Here is a 21,614-nt window from a genome sequence, read left to right on the forward strand (position 1 = left end):
TCCGCCCCTCCGACAGGAGCCGTACGGCTCGCGCCGCTCATGTGCCGGAGCCGGCGCCGCGAGCCCGGAGCCCCACGCCTCGGAGCCGTACGCCTGAGAACACGGGCCCGGCGCCACGAGGACCAGATCGCCGGCACGACAGCCGACACGACAGGAGAACGCTCATGACCGTCTCACCGCCCGCACCGGCCGTCGGGCACCTCGGAGGGCTCGCCGCGCAGTCCCGCGCGGCCGTCCTGGACCGTACCGAGGAGCGCCTCGACGCCATGCTCGCCGCGGAGCACTCCCGCTGGGCGGCGGTCGACGCGCGCGCCGCGGTCCCCGTCGACGCCATCGGCGAGCTGATCCGGGCCGGCGGAAAACGCCTGCGCCCCGCGTTCTGCGCGGCCGGCTTCCTGGCGGCGGGCGGTGAGCTGTCCGACTCGCGCGTGGTGGACGCGGCGGCGGCGATCGAGATGCTGCACGCGTTCGCGCTCATCCACGACGACGTCATCGACGACTCCGACCTGCGCCGCGGCGAGCCCACGGTCCATGTCCAGCACATCGAGCGGCACCGGGCACAGGGCTGGCAGGGCGAGGCCCGCCGTTACGGCGAGGGCATCGCCGTACTCGCGGGTGACCTGGCCTTCTCGTACGCCGGACAGCTCATCCAGGACCTGCCCGCCGAGGCCCGGCTGGTCTGGGGCCGGCTCGTCAGCGAGATGATCATCGGCCAGCACCTGGACGTGACGGTCGCCGCGGAATCCCTCCCGGACCCGAAGCTGGCCCGGTACATCGCCAACGCCAAGTCCGGTCACTACAGCATCCATCGCCCGCTGGAGCTCGGCGCGGCCATCGCGGGCGACACCTCGTCGGCCGCCGCCTTCGAGGCGTACGGGACCGCGCTCGGCGAGGCGTTCCAGCTGCGCGACGACCTCATCGACACCTACGGCGACGCGGACGCGGTCGGCAAGCCGGTCGGTCTGGACGCCGAACAGCACAAGATGACGCTCCTGGTGAGCCTCGCCGCGCTGCGCGACCCGCGCGTCGGCGAGCTGGTGCAGGCCGCCGAGTGGGACGGCGCCGCGCTGGCCGAGGCGCTGACCAGCAGCGGCGTACGCGCCGAAGTGGAGCACCGGATCGACGAGTTGGTGGTCCAGGCGCACGAGGCACTGTCGGCGGCGCCCATCAGCGACGAGTGGAAGCGCGAACTCGCCGACATGGCCACGTCGGTGGCCTACCGCGACCACTGATCCGACAGCCCGTTCCCTTTCTCCCCAGACGGCAGATCTCCTCGAGAGCGAAGGTCACGTCATGCTGAACACGTTCATCGTCGGCGGCGGGCGGGCCGGCCTCGGGCTGCACTGGCCGGTGCTGCGCAAGCTGCGCGCCCTGCCGGACGGAAGCGGTCCGTGGTCACCGGACCCGCCCGTGATCTGGGACGTCCAGGACATCCGCGAACAGGCCCTGGCCGAGGGCCTGGTGCCGGCGGACTCACTGGCCCACGCCGCCGAGCTGGCGGACCCCGCCACCACGGTCGTGCATCTGTGCACGCCGCCGGCCGACCGGTTCGCCACGCTCCAGCAGCTGGCCGACCTCGGCTACACGCGCATCGTGGTCGAGAAGCCGATGGCCGACGACATCGCCGGTCTGGAGGCCATCGACATGCTGGCGCGGGTGCGCGGTCTGCGGCTGCGGGTCGTCTCGCCGTGGCTGGCCAGCTCGCTCACCCGGGAGCTGGCCGAGCTGACGCGGTACGGCGCTCTGGGCGAGCTGCGTTCGATGTCCTTCACGCAGTTCAAGCCGCGCTGGACGCGCACCCTGCGCTCCAACAACCACACCACCGCCTTCGACGTGGAGCTGCCGCACTCGCTCGGTGTCGCCCTGCGGCTCGCGGGGGACGCACGGATCACCGACGCGGCGCTGACGGACATGCGGATCGGCGACACCGTCATCCCCGACATGGGCGGCGCCCGGCTGACGCTCCAGCACGACAACGGCGCCACCACGGAGATAGCCTCCGACCTCACCTCGCCGATCCGCGAACGCCGTGTCGGGCTGCGGTTCGACACCGGCCACGTCGTCGGCCACTACCCGATCAGCGATGTCGACCACCACGCCAGCCTGACCGTCCACGACGACGCGGGCGGCGGTGCGGCGGCCCGCAGGCTCCTCTTCGACGACGCGCTGACCAGCTACATCGACCACGCCTACCAGGAGTACCAGGCGGTCGACGCGGGCACCGACGGCGCTTCGGGCAGTGGCGGCCCCGGTAACGGCGCTCCCGGCGGGGTGAACGACATGGACGACTACGCGATCGCCCGGCGGGTCGTCCAACTGCTGCAAGAGGCACGGCTGTTGGCCGCCGCGCAGAGTAGCCGCGCAGACTCGGCCGCGCCCGTGCGGCCACCGCTGACCGGCGTCTCCCCCGCGCTCCAGGGGGGTGCCGACCATGAGGGCTGACATCCGTCTGAGCGGCATCGGCGACGAGGCGGCCCCGGGGCTCGACCGGCAGATCGAGGCGGTACGGCGGCTCGGCTGGGACAGCGTGGAGCTGCGCTCGGTCGACGGCGTTCCCCTCGCCGAACTCGACGGCCCGGCCTTCGACCGGGTGGCCGGGTCGGTCGCCGAGGCCGGGCTCGGAGTCTCCTGCGTCGACTCCCGGATCGGCAACTGGGCCCGTACGGTCGTCTCCCCGTTCGCCGACGACCTCGACGAGCTGGCCCGCCTGGCCGATCGCTGCGAGCGCCTCGGCACCCGCTACGTACGGATCATGTCCTACCCCAACGCCGGTCTGCCGGACGCCGATTGGGAGCGGGAGGTGCTCGACCGGGTACGGCGGCTCACCGCGCGCGCCGAGGACGCAGGGCTGGTGCTGGTGCACGAGAACTGCGCCGGCTGGGCAGCCACCGACCCGGCGCGGATGCTCCGTCTCCTGGAGGCGGCCGACAGCCCCGCGCTGCGGCTGCTCTTCGACGTCGGCAACGGCATCGCGTACGGCTACGAGGCGTACGACCATCTCGCGCACATCGCGCCGTACGTCGCGCACGTGCATGTGAAGGACGGTACGGGCGACACGAGCGCGCAGTTCTACTCGCTGCCCGGCGACGGGGACTGCCGGGTCGCGGACTCGCTGCGGCTGCTGTTCGACCAGGGCTACTCCGGCGCCGTCTCGATCGAGCCGCACATCAACATCCGCCCCCACGAGGGATGGTCGGACCCGTCCGGGGACTACGTGGACGAGTTCGTGACGTACGGGCAGCGGCTCGAGAAGCTCCTGCGCGAGCTGGAGCCGGCCACGGACAGCGGCATCTGACAGACCGTCTGCAAAAGAGAGGGGGACCCCGCATGACCTACGACCAGCGTCCGGCCTACGACCTGCCGACCCGGCGCATCAATCCGGGCGCCGCCGGGCTGACCGAGTCCGACCGGGAACTGCTCCTGCACCTCCTCGCCCTGCGCACCGCCGGACCGCTGGAGACCGGCGGCGGGGAACCGGTGGAGCTGTGGGAGGCGCAGAGCGCGTACGCGGAGGCGGCCGGCCGGCTCGGCTTCCGGGTCGTCCACCACGCCCCCGCCGGACCCGACACCGTCACCGGCCCGGACGTGCCCCGGGCGGTGGGCCAGGCGGCCGACACCATGCCCGGATTCCTCGACTGCCAGCCGAACATGGTCCTGCGTCTGGGCCCCGAACTGCCGCGCGCCGCCACGGTGATGTTCAACGTGCACATGGACACCGTCGCGGGCGGCGGCCCGGTCTCCTTCACCGGTTCGCGGTTCCACGGCCGCGGTTCCATCGACGCCAAGGGCCCCGCCGTCGGACTCCTCGCCGGGCTGCGGGCCGCACTCGCCGCCTCCCCCGCGCTCGGCACCGAGGTGGGCGTGCTGATCCAGCTCGTCGCGGGCGAAGAGGGCGGCGCCATGGGGGTGTTCGGCACGAAGCCGCTGGTCGAGCAGGGGTACGTGGGGCGGCTCAACGTGTTCTGCGAACCGACCGGCTTCCGCGTACTGAGCAGGGCCACCGCCTCCATGACCGCACGCCTGCGCGTCGACGGCCGCGACGGCATCGACGACGAGCCGGGCGCCGGCCACAACGCGACGGTGTTACTGGGCTATCTCGCCCAGCACCTCGCGTCGGAGCTGCCGCCGTACGCGGTCGACGGACAGGTCTGCGTCGCCGGCATGAACACCGGCTCCATGCACAACAAGGTCTACGGCACCGGCCAGTTGCTGATCAATCTGTCGTACGGCTCCCAGGACACCGGGCGCAAACTGGAAGCCGCGCTGGACGACGTACTGCGGACCGGCGTGGAGCGCTTCCGCGAACGCTTCGCCGACAGCCCGACCTTCGCCACCACCGCCCGCGACGCCGCGAGCGTGACGCATCTGGACTGGCTCAAGCGCGGACTGCCCGCCCTGTACGCCGATGACGCGTGGGTCGGCGAACTGCTGCTGGACCGGGCGGGACTAGCGCCGTGGCCCGCCGAACTGCCGGCGTTCACCTGTGACGCGATCTGGCTCGCCGGCGTGCCCGACACCTCGACCGTGGTCTTCGGCCCCGGCGATCTCGGCGCCAACCAGGCCCACGCGGAAGGTGAGTTCGCCGATCTGGCCGACCTCGACCGGTACGCGCGGCACATCGAGCGCCTGCTCATCTCCTTCGCACGCAATCGGCTGGACCAGGGGAACTGACCTCATGACGACGACCTCGACGACCACGACCGCCGGCTCCGGGGCTGCTTCCGCCGCCACGACACCGCGCGTCGACCTCACCGAGCTGGTGGAGTTCACCGCCGCCGTGTTCCGGCACCACGGCCTGCCCGCCGAGCGGGCCCTGACCGCCGCGCAGGCCCTGGTCCACGGCGACCTGACCGGCATCACCTCGCACGGCCTGACCAACCTCACCCGGCTCTATCTGAAGCTCTTCGAGGACGGCCGCTGCGACCCGGCCGCCGAGCCCGAGGTGCTGGCCGACCGGGGCGCGGCCGTCCTGCTCGACGCGCACCGCGCCCTCGGCCTCTGGTCGGCGAGCGAGGCCGTGGACCTGGCCGCCGAGCGCGCCCTCCAGTACGGCGTCGGGCTCGTCTCCGTACGCGACGCCACCCACCTCGGCTGCGCGGGCGCGCACGCCAAGCGCGCGGCGGACCGCGGGATGATCTGCCTGCTCGTCTCCAACTGCGGTCAGCAGCGCATCATCCGGCCGCCCGGCGGACAGGCCGCCCTGCTCGGCACCAACCCGCTCGCGTTCGCCGCACCCGCCGGGGCGCGACCGCCGCTCGTCCTCGACATGAGCACCACCGTCGTCCCGACCGGGCGCGTCCGCGGCGCGGCGCGGGCCGGACAGCCGATCCCGGAGGGCTGGCTGGAGGACAAGGACGGCCGGCCGGTCACCGACCCGCACGCGCTGGACCGGGGCGACGGCTATCTGAAGTGGCTGGGCGGCGATCCGGCCACCGGGGCGTTCAAGGGGTACGGGCTCGGTCTGCTCGTCGAGGTCCTCGGCGCGCTCCTGCCGGGCGCCGGCCTCGGCCCGGCGACCGAAGCCTGGTCCGGCAGCGGCAGCCCCAGCGGCCAGGACGACAACATCGGCTTCACGGTGCTGGTCGTCGCCCCGGCGGAGCTGCGCCCGCAGGAGGACTTCGAGGCGCAGACGGCCGGCATGTTCGACGCGCTGGTCGGCTCCCCGGCGGTGGACGAGGCCCGTCCGGTCCGCTACCCCGGCTGGTTCGAGGCGGAGCGCGCGACGGAGCACGGCAAGAGCGGGGTCCCGCTGTCGGCGGCCCTGTTCGAGGAGCTCGTCACGGTGGCGGCGGAACGAGGCCTGACGGCGCCGAAGGCGCTCGAAGCAAGCCCGTCACAGGACACGTAGCCCGCCGAGCGCCCGGTCTGTCCGGCGAGTGAGGACACAGCACGCAGCCCGTCCGGCGAGTGAGGACATCCACCCCCCGGACACCGGCAATCGCGTCCAAGGAGGACACAGAAAATGAAACCCCTGCGGATAGGCGTGGTGGGGCTCGGGGTCATCTCCCGGTTCTACCTCGACGCCTTCCCCGGCCTGCCCACACTCGAACTGGTCGCGGTCTGCGACCTGCGCGAGGACGCGCTGGCCCCGCACCGCGCGGCGGGGCTGCCCTGCTACCCGGACCACCGGCGAATGCTGGCCGAGACGGAGCTCGACGCGATCGTCGTCAACGTCCCCAACGACGCGCACGCGGCGGTCTGCCGCGACGCGCTCGAAGCGGGCGTCGCGGTCTGCGTGGAGAAGCCGCTCGCACTGCACCTGGCCGACGGCCGCGCGCTCACCGAACTGGCCGTGAGCGGCGGCTCGGTGCTGTTCACCGCGTTCCACCGGCGCTACAACGACAACGTGCTCGGCCTGCTGCGTTCGCTGCCCGAGGCAGCGGCGGTGGAGTCGGTGACGGTGCGCTATCTGGAGAAGATCGAGGAGCACGTCGGCCAGGACCGCTGGTATCTCGACCCCGAGCGCTGCGGCGGCGGCTGCGTCGCCGACAACGGCCCCAACGCCTTCGACGTCGTACGGCTGTTCCTCGGCGAGCTGACGGTCGAGTCCGCCGAGGTCGTACGCGACGGGGAGGGCGTCGACCGGCAGGCGCGGGTGGAGCTGCGCTCGGCCGGCGGGGTGCCCGCCACCGTCGAGCTGGACTGGTCGTACCCGCACGGCGAGGCGAAGGACGTCACCGTCCGCCTGAAGGACGGCACCGAGCACCACGCGGACATGCTCGCCGGGCACGACGCGTTCAAGAGTTCCCTGAAGCACGAATACGTGGGTGTGCTCCAGGAGTTCGAGCAGGCGGTGCGCGCCGGTACGGACGCCTCGCGCGCCGGGCTCGCGATGCTGGAGCTGGTCGACGCGACGTACCGCACGGAGCGGACCGGGCAGAACGAGCTGACGGGGGCGGCGACGTGATGAACAGGACGGCCAACGGGACTGCCAACGGGACACAGGTCCCCGCGCTGCTGGCACCGAGCCCGGAGAACGGCGACAAGCGCACGGTCAGGTCCGAGGTGGTCAAGGTGCTGCGGCACCGCCGTACGGACCGCGGTATGCGCCTGGAGGAGTTCGCCTCCCGCTGCGTGCGCGAGGGCGAGCTGCACGAACTGGTCACCACCGACCATCTGGAGACCGAGGCCGGCTCCCGTATCGACCGGGTCGGCTTCCTCGGATTCGTGGAGATCTCGGTGTCCGGGGTGCTGGACCGGGGCGACATCGTCCTGGTCGACGGTGAGCCCATCGGCACCCTGCTGGGCTTCGACGCCTGCCACTTCCCCAACCACTACAACGTACTGATCCACACCGCCTGGACGCTCACCGGTCCCGAGGCCGGCCTGCGGCCCGGCTCGCAGATCAGCTTCCGGCCGCCGCCGCCCACGGACGGCGACCCGGGAACTGGCCGGCCCTGACAGATCCGCACCACCGCCGCACGGACACGTCGGCCATCTCGGACATGGAGGGTTCAGTCATGGCACTACTCGACGAGATCGCGGCTCCCCGCGATCTCCGCGGTCTCTCGCCCGCGCAGCTCGGCCAGCTCGCCTCGGAGATCCGGGAGGTGATGATCGACGCGGTGTGCCGCTCCGGCGGACACCTCGGGCCCAACCTGGGCGTGGTCGAGCTGACCATCGCGCTGCACCGGGTCTTCGACTCGCCGCAGGACACACTGCTCTGGGACATCGGCCACCAGACCTACGTACAGAAGCTGCTGACCGGCCGGCGCGCCGGGTTCGACGGTCTGCGTACGCGCGACGGGCTGTCCGGCTACGCCTCGCGCGCCGAGTCCGAGCACGACGTGATCGAGAACTCGCACGCGTCGACGGCGCTCAGTTACGCGGACGGGCTGGCGCGCGCCCGCGAGTTGAGCGGCGACACGGACCGCGCGGTGGTCGCCGTCATCGGGGACGGAGCGCTGACCGGCGGTCTCGCGTGGGAGGCGCTGAACAACCTGGGCGGCGCGCCCCAGCGGCCGGTGATCGTGGTCCTGAACGACAACGAGCGCTCGTACGCGCCGACGGTGGGCGGCCTGGCGGCGCACCTCGGCAAGCTGCGGTCGGCCGGGTCGGCCGAGGTCGAGTCCGACTCGGCGAACGTCTTCGAGGAGTTCGGCTTCGGCTATCTCGGCCCGGTCGACGGGCACGACATCGCCGCCGTCGAGGACGCGCTGGAGCGTGCGCGGGCCCTGGGCGGTCCGGTCGTCGTCCATGTGGTGACGGAGAAGGGCCGCGGCTGGGAGACGGCCGAGACGAACGAGCTGGACCGCTGCCATGTCGTACGGGCGACGCCGTCGGCCAACGCCGCTCCCGCGTCGAGTCTCGCGTGGACGGCGGTGTTCTCCGACGAGATGGTACGGATCGGGGCGGAGCGCTCCGATGTCGTGGCGATCACGGCGGCGATGGCGGAGCCGGTAGGACTGCTGGAGTTCCAGCGGGAGTTCCCGGCGCGCACGATCGACGTCGGCATCGCCGAGCAGCACGCGGCGGCGGCCGCCGCCGGTCTGGCGCTCGGTGGTCTGCACCCGGTGCTGGCCATCTACGCGACGTTCGGCAACCGCATGATCGACCAGATGGTGACCGACATCGCCCTGCACTCGGCCCCGGTCACGCTGGTGATGGACCGCGCGGGCGTCACCGGCGACGACGGCGCGAGCCACAACGGCATGTGGGACCTGACGCTGTTCCAGGCCGTACCGGGCATCCGTATCGCGGCCCCGCGCGACGGCGCGACGCTGCGCGAGCTGCTCCGCGAGGCGGTCGCCTGGGACCAGGGGCCGACGGTGCTGCGCTTCCCCAAGGGGACCACCGGCGCGGACATCCCCGCGATCGACACGACCGACGGCTTCGACGTGCTCCACAACGCGCCAGGCCGCGACGTGCTGATCGTCTCGGTGGGCCCGATGGCCCGGCTCGCGCTGGACGTCGCGGGCCGGCTGGGGGAGGAAGGCGTCGGGGCGACGGTGGTCGACCCGCGCTGGGTCGCCCCGGTCAACCCCACGCTGGTGGAGGCCGCCGCGTACTTCAAGCACGTGATCACCATCGAGGACAGCGGACGCACCGGCGGCGTGGGCGCGGCGTTCGGGCAGGCCCTGGCGGACGCCGGGATCGACACGCCCGTACGGAACTTCGGGCTGCCGCGCGAGTTCCTCGACCACGGCTCGCGGGCCCAGGTCCTCGCCCACTGCGGGCTGACCGCCGACGCCGTCACCGGCGCGGTGCTGACTCGGATGACCTCGGAAAGGACACTCACCTCATGACCGCCATCGCACTCGGAATGCCGGATGTTCCGGTGAAGCTCGCCGACCGGAGGGTCAGTCGGCAGATCCAGGTCGGTTCGGTGGCTGTCGGTGGGGATGCGCCGGTGTCGGTGCAGTCGATGACGACGACGCGGACCTCGGACATCGGGGCGACGTTGCAGCAGATCGCGGAGCTGACGGCGTCGGGGTGTCAGATTGTGCGGGTGGCGTGCCCGACGCAGGATGACGCGGACGCGTTGTCGACGATCGCGCGGAAGTCGCAGATCCCGGTGATCGCGGATATTCATTTCCAGCCCAAGTACGTGTTCGCGGCGATTGACGCGGGGTGTGCGGCGGTGCGGGTGAATCCGGGGAACATCAAGCAGTTCGACGACAAGGTGAAGGAGATCGCGGGGGCGGCGTCGGCGGCGGGGACGCCGATCCGTATCGGGGTGAACGCGGGTTCGCTGGACGCGCGGCTGCTGAGGAAGTACGGGAAGGCGACTCCGGAGGCGCTGGTGGAGTCGGCGTTGTGGGAGGCGTCGCTGTTCGAGGAGCACGGGTTCCGGGACATCAAGATCTCGGTGAAGCACAACGATCCGGTGGTGATGGTCAATGCGTACCGGCTGCTGGCGGCCCGGTGTGATTATCCGCTGCATCTGGGGGTGACGGAGGCGGGTCCGGCGTTCCAGGGGACGATCAAGTCGGCGGTGGCGTTCGGTGCTCTGCTGAGTGAGGGGATCGGGGACACGATCCGGGTGTCGCTGTCGGCGCCGCCGGCGGAGGAGGTGAAGGTCGGTCTGCAGATTCTGGAGTCGCTGAATCTGAAGCAGCGGCGTCTGGAGATCGTGTCGTGTCCGTCGTGCGGGCGGGCGCAGGTGGATGTGTACAAGCTGGCGGACGAGGTGACGGCGGGGCTGGACGGGATGGAGGTTCCGTTGCGGGTCGCGGTGATGGGCTGTGTGGTGAACGGTCCGGGTGAGGCGCGTGAGGCGGATCTGGGTGTGGCGTCGGGCAACGGCAAGGGGCAGATCTTCGTCAAGGGTGAGGTGATCAAGACGGTGCCCGAGTCCAAGATCGTCGAGACCCTCATCGAAGAGGCGCTGAAGATCGCCGCGGAGATGGAGGCCAACGGCGTTCCCTCCGGCGAGCCGCTGGTCGTGGCGGGGGTGTGAGACGGGGACGCCCCGGGGGGATCGAAAGTGGCGAAGGCCACTTTCGATCTACCGATCACTTCGGCGGCCACCACCGGTCATAGAGGCGGAGAACACCACCTGTGAGGGGACACCGCCGACATGACCGAAACCGTGAAGGGCCCTGCCGCCTACTTCCCGTCGATCGAGAGGAAGTACGGCCGGCCGGTCGCGGAGTGGAAGGAGCTGATCCGTTCCTCACCGCTGACGAAGCACATGGAACTGGTCTCCTGGCTCAAGACGGACCACGCGCTGGGCCACGGCCACGCGAACGCGCTCGTGGCCCACACGCTCGCGGAGGACGCCGGGAAGTAGCCGGGCCGGGCTCACCGACCGGCTTCCGGCGCCCCGCGGGAACGGCGCGGGCTCCTCACCACCCGTGCTCCGCCAGGGCCCCCGAGCCCTCCAGATACCCGAGGAGTCCTTCCTTCGGGTATTCGATGATGTCCTCGGGAAGTTCGTGGACGCTGAACCACTGAAGGGCGAGGCATTTCGCGGGCTCTCTGTTGACGGGGTCACCGGCCCAGTCGGTGGCCTCGAAGAAGAACCCGATCCGTTCCACGCTCTCACTCTGCTTGTGGTGCACGACATGCACCAGTCACAGCCGCGCGGGGTCGACCCGCACACCGGTCTCCTCCATCAACTCCCGCGCGGCACCGGCGCTGATGGTCTCGCCCCGGTCGAGCTTGCCGGAAGGCATGTGCCAGCGGCCGTGGCCGTAGGGGCCGCCGCGCTGGGAGAAGAGGAGCTTGTCCCCGTCGCGTAGGAGGACATGCGTGTCGATGACGGGCTGCGCGGGGTGCGGATTCATGGTTCCTGAGGGATGGTTGATGGTGTTGGGGCGGCTGACGATACCGACGGATGAGGGATCGCGTCGGCGATTGAGGCCGCAACCTCCGTTGTGGTGGAGCCGTCGGTGCGCACGATCAGCACCTTCACGTTTGCCGTCATGAGGGTCTGGGCGGCCTCGTGGTACAGGTCGACTTCACGACCAGGGGCGGTCGGGTCGAGGTGGAAGCGGTTGCGTGGGCCCCGTGCGGCTATCCGTTCGGTGATGAGGCCTGGGGACGCGGTGAGGATGACGGCCAGGTCCGGCAGCAGAACGTGCGCGTTCAGGTCGAGCAGGAACTTCATGGGTACGCCGTCGAGTTGCTGCATGACGAGCGTCGAGGCCAGGTACCGGTCGCAGACAACCGTGTCGCCGCCGCTCAGGCGGGGTTCGATCTCGTGCTCGATGTGTTCGTACCTGTCGGCGGCGACCAGGCAAGGCCAGGGCGCGCCCGTGGATGTGGCTGAAGTGCTCGCGGGTGAAGACACCGACAGCGCTGGTACTGGGTTCCACGGTCTGATGAACCTCCCAGCCTCGTCCGGCCAGTTCCCTGGTGAGGGCGTGGACGGTGGTGGTCTTCCCGACGCCGCTGGGGCCGTCGACGGTGACGAACCGGCCACGTGCCGACGTCATGCCGCGGTCTCCCGTGTCGGCTGGTTGCGTTCGTGCTGTTCCCGGGTGAGCGCGGCCAGGGTTGCGCGGACCTCGGGCAGGGGGACGTCACCGAACTGGATGCCGACGGAGAAGTTGAACTCGTCTCGCTGACGCATCGACTCATCAGCCCCGTCAGCTGTGAGGTCGACATCTCCGTACGCGAGGAGTTTGTCGGGGTCGTGGCCGGCGTCGGTGAGTGTCTTCCACACCGGCGTTCCGGGGTAGGGGCGGAACTCGAACACGCTGGCCCGCACGTCGCCGGGATTCGCGTCGGCGATGCTCCAGAGGTTGCGGATATGGCGCACGGTCTCCCGGATGTCCTCGTGGGTCTCGCGGGGAAGCCGAGGATGAAGTACCCCTTCACGCCGATGCCGTGTTCGACAAGGCGGCGGGTAACGCGTTCGGTCATCTCGGCGTCGATGCGCTTGTCCATGGCGCGCAGGATGCGGTCGCTTCCCGATTCGATTCCGAGGGCCACTTCACGGAGCCCGTTGTTGACGAGCAGTTCGAGTTCGGTGTTGCCGAGCCGGTCCAGAACGTTGATGCGTCCGGTGGCGTCCCACACGTACCGTTCGCCGATGCGGTGCCGCGTGAAGGCCGCCATTTGCGTGGCGATGACGCGGGAGACTCCGAGGAAGAGGTCGTCCACGCGCGAGAGGCGAACGATCATGTGACGTACTGCCGCACTCTGCGCGGAATGAGCCTTCAGGCGTCCAACCTGCGCTACGGACGAAAGGCGCTGGAACTCGCGGACTCGGCCGCAGAGGCGGCCCCTCAGGCCGGCCCCCGCCTTGTCGCCTTCCCGCGGGGCCAACAGGCGCACGCGTCCGCCATGGTGGGTGCCGAGCGCCGGGCGTTCGCCCGGCTACGCGAGGCCGAGGTGGCACTCTCGAAGGCCGGTGCCCGCAGGGAGTCCATCGGCGGATACGACCAGGCCGCCTACCAGTTCCACGTCGCCCACGTGCTCTACGAGACCGGCGACCTGCCCGGCTCGATCGCCTCCTTGAAGACGGCGCTTCGGGCGCAGCCGAAACAGGAGCGTCAGGGACGGGTGCACTTCAACGCGGTCATGGCTCAACGCCAATTCCAGCTCGGGCGCATCGAGGAAGCGTGCGCCACGTGGGGCTCGTTCCTGGACGGATACGCGGGCTTGTCGAGCGCGCGAGGCGATGAGCACTTCGTGACCATGCGCAAGCACATCGCCCCGTACGGCAAGGTGCGCGCGGTTCGGGAGCTCAGCGCGCGAGCTCAGCAGGTCGCCGCGCTGAAGGGCTGAAGCGTTGAGGAGCTGACAACGAGAACTGCTCAAGCCCGGAGGGCGCCCGACCCGCCAGTCGGGTCGGGCACCCTCCGGGTGACGTTCAGTCCCGCCAACCACGCGCCGCCGCGGTGGACTTGGCGAACTCCGCGAAGGAACGCGGCGCGCGGCCCAGGGCTTGGGGGATGCCGTCGGAGACGTAGGCGTCCGTGCCCTTTCCGAGCGGCTCGATCACGTCCGCGAAGGCTTCGGCGTCCGCCGGTGGCAGTCCCTGGTGGACGAGGTCCGCCACGTACTCGGCCACCGAGAGCGGGTACGTAGCGGATTTCGCGGCCCACGGCCGTGGAGATCGTGGCGACTGCCTCGGCCAGCGTCACCGCCCGGGGACCGGAGAGCTCGTAGGTCCGGCCCGCGTGTCCGTCCTCCGTCAGCGCGGCGACCACCACCGCGGCGATGTCCTCGGCGTCGACGAAGCTGGCGGCCCCGTCGCCCTGCGGGCAGCCGCAACTCGCCGGCGCGCACGGCGTCGGCGAAGAAGCCCTCGCTGGAATTCTGCGCGAACCAGCCCGGTCTGCTGATCGTCCACTCCAGACCGCTCTCCCGCACCGCCGCCTCGCTGTCGAGGACGCCGTCGAGGACGCCGCCGCTGTCCTTCGCGTAGTCGGGGTCGTCGATCCCGCGCCCCGAGGCCGGGACGATCCGCCGGGCTCCGTGCCGTACCGCCCGTTCGACGAACGGGCGGACGAGCTTCGTGCCGTCCAGTTGGACGATGTAGAGGGACCGCACGCCCTCCAGGGCGGAGTTCCAGGTGCGGCTGTCGGTCCAGTCGAAGACGTGCTCGCCGTTACGGGCCGCCGCACGGACCGGCAGCCCCCTGGCCCGCAGTTGGCTGACGACACGGCGGCCGGACTTGCCGGTCGCCCCGGTGACAAGAATCGGATGTTCAGACATGGCTCCAGTCAACCGACCGGCGCCGAGACGCTCCATGGCCGAGACGCTCCACCCGATGTCCGGGCGTCTACGTCACGGCCATGGACACCGTAGGCCCGAGAGCTAGCGGCGCACCAGGCCCCCCGCCGCCGCGCCCTGGACACCCGCGTGGGGGTCCATGGGGCGCAGCATGCGGCCCGCCACCTGGACGCGGGACGTGCAGCCGAGCTTCTGCATCACCTTGCGCATGTGGTTCACCGCCGTCCACTCCGCGATGCCCAGCCTGCGCGCGACCTCGCGGTTGGTCAGGCCCTCCGTGACCAGCATCGCCACCTCGTGTTCGCGCCTGGTCAGCGAGCCGACCAGATCGGTGGAACGCGGCTGGTGGTCGGGCCGTTCGATCAGGGCGAGGGCCTGCGCCACCGCCTCGTCCGGGGTGCACAGCCCGCCCTGCTGCCAGGCCGTGTCGAAGGCGCTGCGTCCCATCCGTTCGCTGACCTGGCCGAGCAGTGTGCCGCTGACGGCGTTCGGCTGGCCCGCCAGGGTGTCGCCGACCCGCCGGCGCAGTGTGTCCGAAGCGCCGAGCAGCAGGGCCGCGCGCTCCCACACCGCCGCCGTGCGGCCGTACTTGTAGGTGAGGAGCTCCGCGAGGACCGCCAACCCACGGGCCACTTCCGGAAGATCTCCCCGGTCGTGCAGCAACAGCAGTGCCCGGCAGGCCAGTTGCTCGGCCCGGTCGTAGTCGCCCTGGCCTCCGGTCAGGCCCGCGAGCGTGAGCTTCGCGCGGGCCGCCGAGCGGGCGTCCTCCACACGCTCGAAGAGCCGTACGGCCTCCGTGGCGTGCCGCGCCGCCGACGTGGTGTCTCCCCGGTCCCGGCGGACCTCGGCGAGTCGGGCCAGCACTGCCCCCCGGCACCACTGACCACCTCCCCGCGGATCGAGGTCCGCCAGGACCAGTGTCAGTAGGTTCTCGGCGGCGGGGAGGTTCCCCTCGATCTGGGCGAGCCTGGCCAGGTGCTGGCGTACGGTCGCGACCCCCGGCCCGTCGGCCAGTTCGGTGTACGCGGCCAGCGCCTCGTCCAGCCAGGGCTTGGCGGCCGAGGGGTCGTCGTTGAGGAGCAGCGCCTCGCCGAGCGCTTCGAGGGCGGCCAGGCGTACCCGGTGCCGGTCGATGCCGAGCCGCAGTGCGGCGGACAGCCAGTGCTCGGCGCTCTCCACCTCGCCGCGGAGCAGCCAGTACGGCTGCGCCGCGGTGGCCAGTGTCGCCACCGCCTCACCGTTGCCCGCCTCGACGAGGAACTCCAGCGCGGCGAGGACGTCCTGGTGCCAGTGGTCGAACTGCTCCAGCGCCGCCGTCTGCCCGGGTCCTTCCAACTCGCTCCGGATTCCGTGCATTTGACGGATGAAGAACACGGCGTGGTCGGCCCGTACCGGACCCAGCGCGTCCTGTCGCGCGAGGTGTTCCAGGGCCCGCGCCCGGGACCTGCGCAGCATCCAGAACCGGATGCTGCCGTCCCGCTGCTCCTCGGTCAGCAGCGCGCTGTGGTCGACCATCTCCTCCAGCGCCTGCCGGGTGACATCGAGCGGGAGTTCGAAGACGCCGGCGGCCTCGGCGACACCGAAGCTCTCGGTGAACACCCCGAGCCGTACGAGGAGTTCGACGGCCTGCGGAGCGAGGCCCAGCGTGTCCGGGCCGGCCGCCGCGTCCGTGGCCGTGCCCGGGTCCGTCAGCGTGCCCGGCGACCGGCTCAGCTCGTCCAGCAGGGCGCGCGGCGAGCTCACCTTCAGCCGGGACGCGGCCAGTTCGATGGAGAGCGGCAGTCCGTCGAGTATCTGGCAGAGCTTGGCGACGGTCTCGCGGTTCTCCTGCGTCAGCCGGAATCCCGGCCGCACGGCCTTGGTGCGGTCCACCAGCAGGCGTACGGAGTCGACCTGTCCCAGCCGGGCCAGGTCGGCGGTGTCACGCGCCGTGGGCACGGCGAGGGGGAAGAGCGGGACGCGGTGCTCGCCGTACATACCGAGCACCTGGGTGCCGACGGTCACCAGACACAGCCGCCGGGCGGCCGATCCGACCGCCGCCCACAGCTCGGCGATGCCGCGCGGTGGGCGGCTTCCGCAGTCGAGTACGAGCAGGAAGTCCCGTCCGCCGAGATGGTCGCGCAGCAGATCGAGCGGGGCACGTCCGCCCCTCGCGCCGCCGTCGTCCGACGCGGCGTCAACATCGTCGCCGGGCACGGGTGGTGGCGTCAGCTCCAGCGCCTCCGCGACCGCGCGGGCGAGCCCGCCGTCGGGATCGCTCGATTCCAGCCGGAGCGTGTCCAGCTCCAAGTACCTTCCGCCGTCGGCGAATTCACCCGCTATCTGTTCGAAGAGCGCGTCCGCCAGACGGCTCTTGCCCACACCGACCGGGCCGGTGAGCGTCAGTACCTGTCCGTTCGGGGCGGCGGCGCGTGCCTTGAGATCGGCCAGTTCCGTGTCCCTGCCGACCCGGGAGGTGAGCGCGTAACGCGCCCGCTGGTGGGTGGAAGGACCGAGGTCACCGCCTGTTCGCACCGGCTCGACGATCCGTATGGTCCCGTTTGATCCTTCGTCGTTCTGCGCGCGCATTCCAGCCCCCGTGGCTCATCTTGTTCGCACGTCCAACTCGTTTTTCTCTCCCCCGGAACCTCACAGGCCGCGTCCAACGATCGGTCAAGGCTTGGTCAATAGGTGGTCACTGACGTCACTCCAGTCACACCCGCCACATAACCGGAACCCCGCGCCGACCACGGAAAAGCCGCCCGCTCGCCGGGAGTTCGGCAAGTGGACGGCTTCTTGAAAGATGTAGACCGTCACGCCGTCGGGCGCGGCCGTCGGGCGCGGCCGTCAGGCCCACACCGTCGGGCGCGCGACGTCAGGCGGAGGCCGTCAGGCGCGGGCCGTGGGCACCGGCCCCTGCGCGCCGGCCGGGCTCCGCCGCCGCGACAGGATCCGCTCGGCGGCCAACTCCCCCGCCTGCACGGCGGCTTCGCTCGTCGGCCGCTGGAAGACCCAGTCCCCGGCGAACTCCACCGCCCGCACGGGCCGGTCCAGGAAGGCGCCCTGGAGCCGCAGGGCGTCCGGGGTCGCCTCGGGGGCCGCGTACGGGAACCGGTGGACCTGCGACGCGATCAGCGCCTCGCGCAGCTCGGGCACGTATCTCGTGGCGCGCCCCAGCAGCTTCTCGACGACCTCCTCGTCGGGCCGGTCCATCAGCTCGTCGGTGGCGCGCTCCGCGCTCAGCATGCTGACCAGTCCCTGACCGCCCGGCGCCCGGTTGGCCGCCTTGAAGTGCTCGAAGGTCAGACCGGCCAGATAGCCGTCCTCCTTCTCCGGGATGAGCAGCGCGTAGACCTTCTTCGTGATGCGCGACTGACGGACCGCCAGGGGACGGTTCACCTGAAGGGTCACGCGGATCATGCGGGAGTACGACGTGGCGTCCAGGAAGGGCAGTTCCTCGGCGGGCGCCGACGGATACAGCTTCCTGGCCACGGGCGCCGGCACCGCGAGTACGACCTCACGGGCCGTCACCACACGCCCGTCGGCGAAGACCAGCCGTACGCCGCCGTCGGGGTTCTCGGTGACCTCCTGGACGGCCCTCCCCGTGTGCACGGTCAGCCGCTCCGCGACCTTCCGTGCGAGCGAGTCCATGCCGTCGCGGTAGGTGCGCCAGCCGTGCAGGCCACGCGTGGCGACCATCGTGGCCACGAGCGGCGCGACGCACGAGCGCCGGGTGTCCCAGGCCCAGCCGGTGCTCGCGGCCGGCTGGAGCAGGTAGTCGTGCAGGTCCGGGTGCTTGCCGTCGACGAACTCCGCGACCGTGCGCAGGCCGAGCGGGCTCTCCCCCGGCCGCCGGGTGCTGACCTTGCCCAGTGACGGAAGCAGGCCGCCCAGCATCCCGGTCATGGCCATCCGGCCGCCGAGCGACAGCCCCGCGCCGGTGAGGGTGCCCACCCAGTGCCCGCTGCCCGCGTGCGCCTTGCCGTCCCGCCAGACACCGGCGAGGCTGCCGACCTTGAGCACCCCGCCGTCCCGGTCGAGACCGACGTCCTTGATCAGCCGCCAGGTGGACGGGTAGCCGTGCGAGGCCAAGGTCTCGGTGCCCTGTTCCACGATCCAGCCGTCCTCCTGCCGCGCCCGCATCCGGCCGCCGACGTCGCCGTCCGCCTCGAAGACCTCCGGCGCGCGGCCGGCCTCCTTCAGCCGGTACGCGGCGGTGAGACCGGAGATCCCGGCGCCGACGACGGCGACGTCGACGTGCGTGCCTGATTCCTCGGCTGCCTGTGCCTCTGCCTCTGCCATGGCTGCGCTCCCTACTCAACGCTCTGGGCCGGTTCGTGCTCGATCGCCGGACGGACTGTGTGGTGTCCACGGCCGCCGGACGGGCTCTGTCTGTTGTCCGCTGACCGCCGGACGGGCGTGGAGTGCCCGCCGCCCGTCCGGCGTCCCGCTGCTACGTCCAGCGCCCCGTGCCGTACGTCTCCTCGCCCAGCAGCCGCTCGCGCAGTTCGACGCGGCGGACCTTGCCCGTGCTCGTACGCGGGATCTCGTCCAGCGGCAGCACCCGCGGTGCCCCCAGTGCCGGCAGGTCCGCGGTCGCGCGCTTCCACTCCGCCTCGTCCAGCGTGCCGTCCTGCGTGGAGACGACGGGCAGCGGGAGCTGGCCCGGAATGCCGATCACCGCGGCCTCCAGCAGCTGCGGCAGCCGGTCGGCCAGTACGTCCTCCAGCTCGATGCAGCTCATGCCGGGGATCACGTCCACCTCGCGGTCCAGCAGCCGGAAGGCTCCCGCGGCGGTGCGCAGGCCGTAGTCACCGGTGTTCCACCACTTGCCGCGCGCCTTGTCCTGCCAGCGCCGCTGCTCGCCGAGGTAGCCGATGCAGCGCCCGTCGGTGCGGGTGAGCAGCACGCCGGGCTTGCCGTTGGGGACCGGCTTCATCGTCGCCGGGTCCACCACCTTCATCCCGGTGAAGCCGGGGATGGGGCGGCCGACGTCGCGCGTCGTGGGGTGCCGGTCGCCCTTGGCCGCCAGCGCCCTGCGGGTCAGCAGGCGGAAAGTCATGGGACCGGTCTCCGACTGGCCCCAGCCCTGGAGCCAGGCCGGGAAGCGCCGCTTGCTGGCGTGCAGGAACCGGCGGACCGTGGGCGGGTGGATCGCGTCGAAGGTACTCACGAAGAGCCGTACGTCCCCGTACAACTCCGGCCGCTTGCGCGCCAGTTCCTGCCAGCCGATGTACGTGGCGGGCAGCGCCTCCAGATACGTCGGCTTCCGCTGCGCGAACATCCGCTCGGCGGTGGCCGGACGGGCGTCGGCCAGGAGCAGCGCGTCCTTCGGCTCCAGCTTCAGCGTGCCGGTGCTCCAGGTGATCATCCGCATGTGGTTGAAGGGGGTGGCGGTGGCCACCGTGTCGGAGCGCTTCATCGCCACGATCGGGAAGCGCAGCGACTCCGTACGGCCGAGGTGGCCGAGGACGGTGTCGACGGAGTGCACGACGAGCTTCGGCACCCCGGTGGTGCCCGAGGTGTGGGTGGCAACCATCGGCTCGTAACTGGCCGTCGTGAACACCTTCGGGGTACGCGCCCCGCGCAGGTCGTCCAGCGACACCGTGCCCGGCAGCGCGGCACCGACGGTCACCGTGCGCGGGACGAGGGACTTCAGGTCCACGCCCTGCTCGTCGGCGGAGCGCAGGATGTCGGCGGTGGTGACGAACAACTGCGCGTCGGCGCGCTTCAGTACGGTGCCGAGCGTCTGCGCCGGGAGGCCGCCCGCGATCAGGACCGGGAGGGCGCCGAAGCGCGCGGTGGCGCAGGCGAGCAGCAGATAGTCCCAGTGGTTGTCCTTGGCGATGGCGACCCGGTCGCCGGGCCGCGACCCCGCCTCGTACAGCAGGCCGGCCGTCTCCTGCACGAGCTCGGCGATCCCGGCCACGCTGAACTCGGAGCCCGCGCCGGGGGCGATGTCGAAGGGCCGGCTCAGATGGAAGCGGGTGCTGCGGCCCGCCTGCGCGTGCTCGTCGAAGAGCAGGCCGAGTCCGGTCGGTTTTTTCTTGGTACCCATGTCCTTTTGTCCTGTCCGGAGTTCGGGCCGCTGGCTCGGGCCGCGGCCGTCGCCCCTCAGCTCGCGAAGTGGATGAGGTTGGCCAGGACGATGCCGGCGACGCCCGTCCGGAACGCCACCACTCCTCGCCTGCGTGCCAGCAGTGCGTCTCCGTTACGGCTGAAGGAGGTGAACTGGCGCAGCCGCAGCGCCATTTCGGGCAGCAGGGCGGCGAAGAACCACCACGGTGCCCAGCCCACGGCCGATGCCCCGACGGTCAGCAGCAGGTCGACGGCGGACAGCGCGCCGATGAAGACCAGGTTGCCGCGCGCCGATGTGTGAACCGCGACCGTGCTGCGGCCGACGGCCGCGTCCCCGCTGATGTCCTTGGTGTTGGAGTAGCAGGACACCAGGATCTGCCAGAGGCCGAACAGCACCGCCTGCACGAGCACGATGGCGGGCAGATGGCCGGTCACGAAGCCGTAGGGAGCGACGACGATGACCAACGGGCAGCCCATGATGAGGACTTCGCCGAGGCCCCGGTAACTGAGCTTGAGACCCCAGGAGTACTGGAAGCCGGCGAACAGCACCAGCCCGGTGACGACGAGCGCCCAGAGGGGTCGCTCGGGGGCCGCGAACGCCGAGGCGGACCAGAAGACGGTGCCCCAGAGCAGGCTCAGATACCCGAACCGGGTGGCCTGGGGGACCGTCAGCGCACCGGTGAGCAGGGGCTTGCGCTCCAGGGGGCGCAGCGGAGTGCCGCCGGTGCCGAGGTAGTTGGCACGGTCGCTGCCGTCCTTGATGCCGTTGACGTCGTCGAGGGCCATGACGGCGGAGATGACGCCGATCTCCCCGAGGAGGAAGAGCAGCAGGGTCGTCCACGTGTCGGACGCGAACCGCACACTGCCGGCGAGCGCGGTCCACAGCACGAGCATGCTGAGGTAGTAGTCGAGGACGAACTCGAACTTGGCGAGCCGCGCGTACGCCACGAACCGGCCCCGGGCCCCGGATGCGGGTGCGCCGGCGGGCCCTGTGCCGTCGGTGCCCGCCGCGGACGCGGTGGCGACCCCGGACCGCCCGGCCAGTCCTACGCCGTCCGTGGCCTGGCGGGAGGCGTTCGTGACGGCGCCGCCGTCACCCGCGCCGGAGGCGCGACCGGAAGCCGGAGCGCCCGTGCCCGCACCGGGTGCGGTGCCGACGCCCGTATCCGCGCCGGAGGCGGAACGGCTCGCGACGGCTCCCGCCGCACGCCCGTCAACCGGAGCACCGGCCCCGTCGGTGGCCGTAACGCCACCGGCGCCGGTCCGCGTGCGGGACGAGCCGGCCGCACCGGCAGCCGCTTCCGACGGGCCGGACGCCGTACCCGACGTACCCTTCGCCGTGTCGACGCCGCCACCGGACCGGCGGCCTCCGGCACCGGATCCGGCGCCGCCGGAGGCGGGAGTGAACGCGTTCATCTCTTCTCCCCTGC

Annotated in this window: 20 protein-coding genes and 1 pseudogene; 11 read left to right on the top strand and 10 right to left on the bottom strand. The window is 71.4% G+C overall.

Annotated elements, in window-relative coordinates:
* Positions 1 to 164: 164 nt before the first annotated feature.
* The 10 genes from SSPS47_RS13425 to SSPS47_RS13470 all read left to right on the top strand — a co-directional run bounded on the left by SSPS47_RS13425 (position 165) and on the right by SSPS47_RS13470 (position 10,732).
* Positions 165 to 1,232 (top strand): polyprenyl synthetase family protein, encoded by a 1,068-nt coding sequence (locus SSPS47_RS13425; RefSeq protein WP_164251315.1) that lies wholly within the window; start codon positions 165 to 167, stop codon positions 1,230 to 1,232.
* A 61-nt stretch (positions 1,233 to 1,293) separates the two neighbouring features.
* Positions 1,294 to 2,442: a Gfo/Idh/MocA family oxidoreductase gene (locus SSPS47_RS13430; RefSeq protein ID WP_203557836.1), complete on the top strand. Its 1,149-nt coding sequence runs from the start codon at positions 1,294 to 1,296 to the stop codon at positions 2,440 to 2,442.
* Positions 2,432 to 3,295: a sugar phosphate isomerase/epimerase family protein gene (locus SSPS47_RS13435; RefSeq protein WP_164251317.1), complete on the top strand. Its 864-nt coding sequence runs from the start codon at positions 2,432 to 2,434 to the stop codon at positions 3,293 to 3,295. Before SSPS47_RS13430 ends, SSPS47_RS13435 begins: the two co-directional genes overlap by 11 nt.
* A 32-nt stretch (positions 3,296 to 3,327) precedes the next feature.
* A complete protein-coding gene (locus SSPS47_RS13440) occupies positions 3,328 to 4,671 on the top strand; it encodes a M20/M25/M40 family metallo-hydrolase (protein ID WP_164251319.1) in 1,344 nt (447 codons plus the stop codon).
* 4 nt (positions 4,672 to 4,675) lie between these two features.
* The gene (locus SSPS47_RS13445) at positions 4,676 to 5,848 is read left to right on the top strand and encodes an Ldh family oxidoreductase (protein ID WP_164251321.1); all 1,173 of its coding nucleotides are present in this window, start codon (positions 4,676 to 4,678) and stop codon (positions 5,846 to 5,848) included.
* A 114-nt stretch (positions 5,849 to 5,962) separates the two neighbouring features.
* Positions 5,963 to 6,907 carry a Gfo/Idh/MocA family oxidoreductase gene (locus SSPS47_RS13450; protein ID WP_147877035.1) on the top strand — a complete coding sequence of 315 codons (945 nt, stop codon included), beginning with the start codon at positions 5,963 to 5,965 and terminating at the stop codon, positions 6,905 to 6,907.
* A complete protein-coding gene (locus SSPS47_RS13455) occupies positions 6,907 to 7,401 on the top strand; it encodes a hypothetical protein (protein WP_147877036.1) in 495 nt (164 codons plus the stop codon). Before SSPS47_RS13450 ends, SSPS47_RS13455 begins: the two co-directional genes overlap by 1 nt.
* 59 nt (positions 7,402 to 7,460) lie before the next feature.
* Positions 7,461 to 9,245, top strand: a complete 1,785-nt coding sequence (locus SSPS47_RS13460) for a 1-deoxy-D-xylulose-5-phosphate synthase (protein ID WP_164251323.1) — start codon at positions 7,461 to 7,463, stop codon at positions 9,243 to 9,245.
* On the top strand, positions 9,242 to 10,399 hold the full coding sequence (gene ispG / locus SSPS47_RS13465; protein ID WP_164251324.1) for a flavodoxin-dependent (E)-4-hydroxy-3-methylbut-2-enyl-diphosphate synthase: 1,158 nt from the start codon (positions 9,242 to 9,244) through the stop codon (positions 10,397 to 10,399). Before SSPS47_RS13460 ends, ispG begins: the two co-directional genes overlap by 4 nt.
* A 120-nt stretch (positions 10,400 to 10,519) precedes the next feature.
* Positions 10,520 to 10,732, top strand: coding sequence for a DUF4287 domain-containing protein (locus SSPS47_RS13470; protein ID WP_147878490.1), 213 nt, complete (start codon positions 10,520 to 10,522; stop codon positions 10,730 to 10,732).
* Between the two features lie 55 nt (positions 10,733 to 10,787).
* Here the strand turns inward: SSPS47_RS13470 and SSPS47_RS35330 are convergent, their stop codons facing one another.
* From SSPS47_RS35330 to SSPS47_RS35340, 4 genes are all read right to left on the bottom strand, one after another.
* The gene (locus SSPS47_RS35330; protein WP_239064887.1) at positions 10,788 to 10,979 is read right to left on the bottom strand and encodes a hypothetical protein; all 192 of its coding nucleotides are present in this window, start codon (positions 10,977 to 10,979) and stop codon (positions 10,788 to 10,790) included.
* A gap of 36 nt (positions 10,980 to 11,015) precedes the next feature.
* Positions 11,016 to 11,228 carry an NUDIX domain-containing protein gene (locus SSPS47_RS35335; protein ID WP_239064888.1) on the bottom strand — a complete coding sequence of 71 codons (213 nt, stop codon included), beginning with the start codon at positions 11,226 to 11,228 and terminating at the stop codon, positions 11,016 to 11,018.
* Positions 11,225 to 11,734 (bottom strand): dTMP kinase, encoded by a 510-nt coding sequence (locus SSPS47_RS13480; RefSeq protein ID WP_239064889.1) that lies wholly within the window; start codon positions 11,732 to 11,734, stop codon positions 11,225 to 11,227. The genes SSPS47_RS35335 and SSPS47_RS13480 overlap by 4 nt, the downstream gene beginning before the upstream one ends.
* Before the next feature lie 141 nt (positions 11,735 to 11,875).
* A complete protein-coding gene (locus SSPS47_RS35340) occupies positions 11,876 to 12,205 on the bottom strand; it encodes a hypothetical protein (RefSeq protein WP_239064890.1) in 330 nt (109 codons plus the stop codon).
* 344 nt (positions 12,206 to 12,549) lie between these two features.
* On the opposite strand from SSPS47_RS35340, the pseudogene SSPS47_RS13490 reads away from it, so the two are divergent.
* Positions 12,550 to 13,176: pseudogene (locus SSPS47_RS13490) on the top strand (hypothetical protein); the annotation flags it as partial.
* Between the two features lie 85 nt (positions 13,177 to 13,261).
* Here SSPS47_RS13490 and SSPS47_RS36190 read toward each other — a convergent pair.
* The 6 genes from SSPS47_RS36190 to SSPS47_RS35345 form a co-directional block, all read right to left on the bottom strand.
* On the bottom strand, positions 13,262 to 13,393 hold the full coding sequence (locus SSPS47_RS36190; protein ID WP_343234879.1) for a hypothetical protein: 132 nt from the start codon (positions 13,391 to 13,393) through the stop codon (positions 13,262 to 13,264).
* Positions 13,390 to 14,109 carry an NAD(P)H-binding protein gene (locus SSPS47_RS13495; protein WP_343234880.1) on the bottom strand — a complete coding sequence of 240 codons (720 nt, stop codon included), beginning with the start codon at positions 14,107 to 14,109 and terminating at the stop codon, positions 13,390 to 13,392. The genes SSPS47_RS36190 and SSPS47_RS13495 overlap by 4 nt, the downstream gene beginning before the upstream one ends.
* A gap of 102 nt (positions 14,110 to 14,211) precedes the next feature.
* Positions 14,212 to 16,641, bottom strand: coding sequence for a LuxR C-terminal-related transcriptional regulator (locus tag SSPS47_RS13500; RefSeq protein ID WP_164251326.1), 2,430 nt, complete (start codon positions 16,639 to 16,641; stop codon positions 14,212 to 14,214).
* A gap of 354 nt (positions 16,642 to 16,995) precedes the next feature.
* Entirely contained in the window at positions 16,996 to 18,408 is a 1,413-nt protein-coding gene (locus SSPS47_RS13505; protein WP_164251328.1) for an NAD(P)/FAD-dependent oxidoreductase, read from the bottom strand.
* Between the two features lie 151 nt (positions 18,409 to 18,559).
* Positions 18,560 to 20,164 carry a class I adenylate-forming enzyme family protein gene (locus SSPS47_RS13510; RefSeq protein WP_164251329.1) on the bottom strand — a complete coding sequence of 535 codons (1,605 nt, stop codon included), beginning with the start codon at positions 20,162 to 20,164 and terminating at the stop codon, positions 18,560 to 18,562.
* Positions 20,165 to 20,220: 56 nt separating this feature from the next.
* Positions 20,221 to 21,600, bottom strand: a complete 1,380-nt coding sequence (locus tag SSPS47_RS35345; protein ID WP_239064891.1) for a UbiA family prenyltransferase — start codon at positions 21,598 to 21,600, stop codon at positions 20,221 to 20,223.
* Positions 21,601 to 21,614 lie beyond the last annotated feature (14 nt).

It is taken from the genome of Streptomyces sp. S4.7 (assembly GCF_010384365.1).
Classification (GTDB): Bacteria; Actinomycetota; Actinomycetes; order Streptomycetales; family Streptomycetaceae; genus Streptomyces.

Bases quoted from the DNA above. Each gene is read 5' to 3' on its own strand.
- SSPS47_RS13425 (WP_164251315.1), top strand. From the start codon at position 165: ATGACCGTCTCACCGCCCGCACCGGCCGTCGGGCACCTCGGAGGGCTC.
- SSPS47_RS13430 (WP_203557836.1), top strand. From the start codon at position 1,294: ATGCTGAACACGTTCATCGTCGGCGGCGGGCGGGCCGGCCTCGGGCTG.
- SSPS47_RS13435 (WP_164251317.1), top strand. From the start codon at position 2,432: ATGAGGGCTGACATCCGTCTGAGCGGCATCGGCGACGAGGCGGCCCCG.
- SSPS47_RS13440 (WP_164251319.1), top strand. From the start codon at position 3,328: ATGACCTACGACCAGCGTCCGGCCTACGACCTGCCGACCCGGCGCATC.
- SSPS47_RS13445 (WP_164251321.1), top strand. From the start codon at position 4,676: ATGACGACGACCTCGACGACCACGACCGCCGGCTCCGGGGCTGCTTCC.
- SSPS47_RS13450 (WP_147877035.1), top strand. From the start codon at position 5,963: ATGAAACCCCTGCGGATAGGCGTGGTGGGGCTCGGGGTCATCTCCCGG.
- SSPS47_RS13455 (WP_147877036.1), top strand. From the start codon at position 6,907: ATGAACAGGACGGCCAACGGGACTGCCAACGGGACACAGGTCCCCGCG.
- SSPS47_RS13460 (WP_164251323.1), top strand. From the start codon at position 7,461: ATGGCACTACTCGACGAGATCGCGGCTCCCCGCGATCTCCGCGGTCTC.
- ispG (WP_164251324.1), top strand. From the start codon at position 9,242: ATGACCGCCATCGCACTCGGAATGCCGGATGTTCCGGTGAAGCTCGCC.
- SSPS47_RS13470 (WP_147878490.1), top strand. From the start codon at position 10,520: ATGACCGAAACCGTGAAGGGCCCTGCCGCCTACTTCCCGTCGATCGAG.
- SSPS47_RS35335 (WP_239064888.1), bottom strand. From the start codon at position 11,228: ATGAATCCGCACCCCGCGCAGCCCGTCATCGACACGCATGTCCTCCTA.
- SSPS47_RS13495 (WP_343234880.1), bottom strand. From the start codon at position 14,109: ATGTCTGAACATCCGATTCTTGTCACCGGGGCGACCGGCAAGTCCGGC.
- SSPS47_RS13505 (WP_164251328.1), bottom strand. From the start codon at position 18,408: ATGGCAGAGGCAGAGGCACAGGCAGCCGAGGAATCAGGCACGCACGTC.
- SSPS47_RS13510 (WP_164251329.1), bottom strand. From the start codon at position 20,164: ATGGGTACCAAGAAAAAACCGACCGGACTCGGCCTGCTCTTCGACGAG.
- SSPS47_RS35345 (WP_239064891.1), bottom strand. From the start codon at position 21,600: ATGAACGCGTTCACTCCCGCCTCCGGCGGCGCCGGATCCGGTGCCGGA.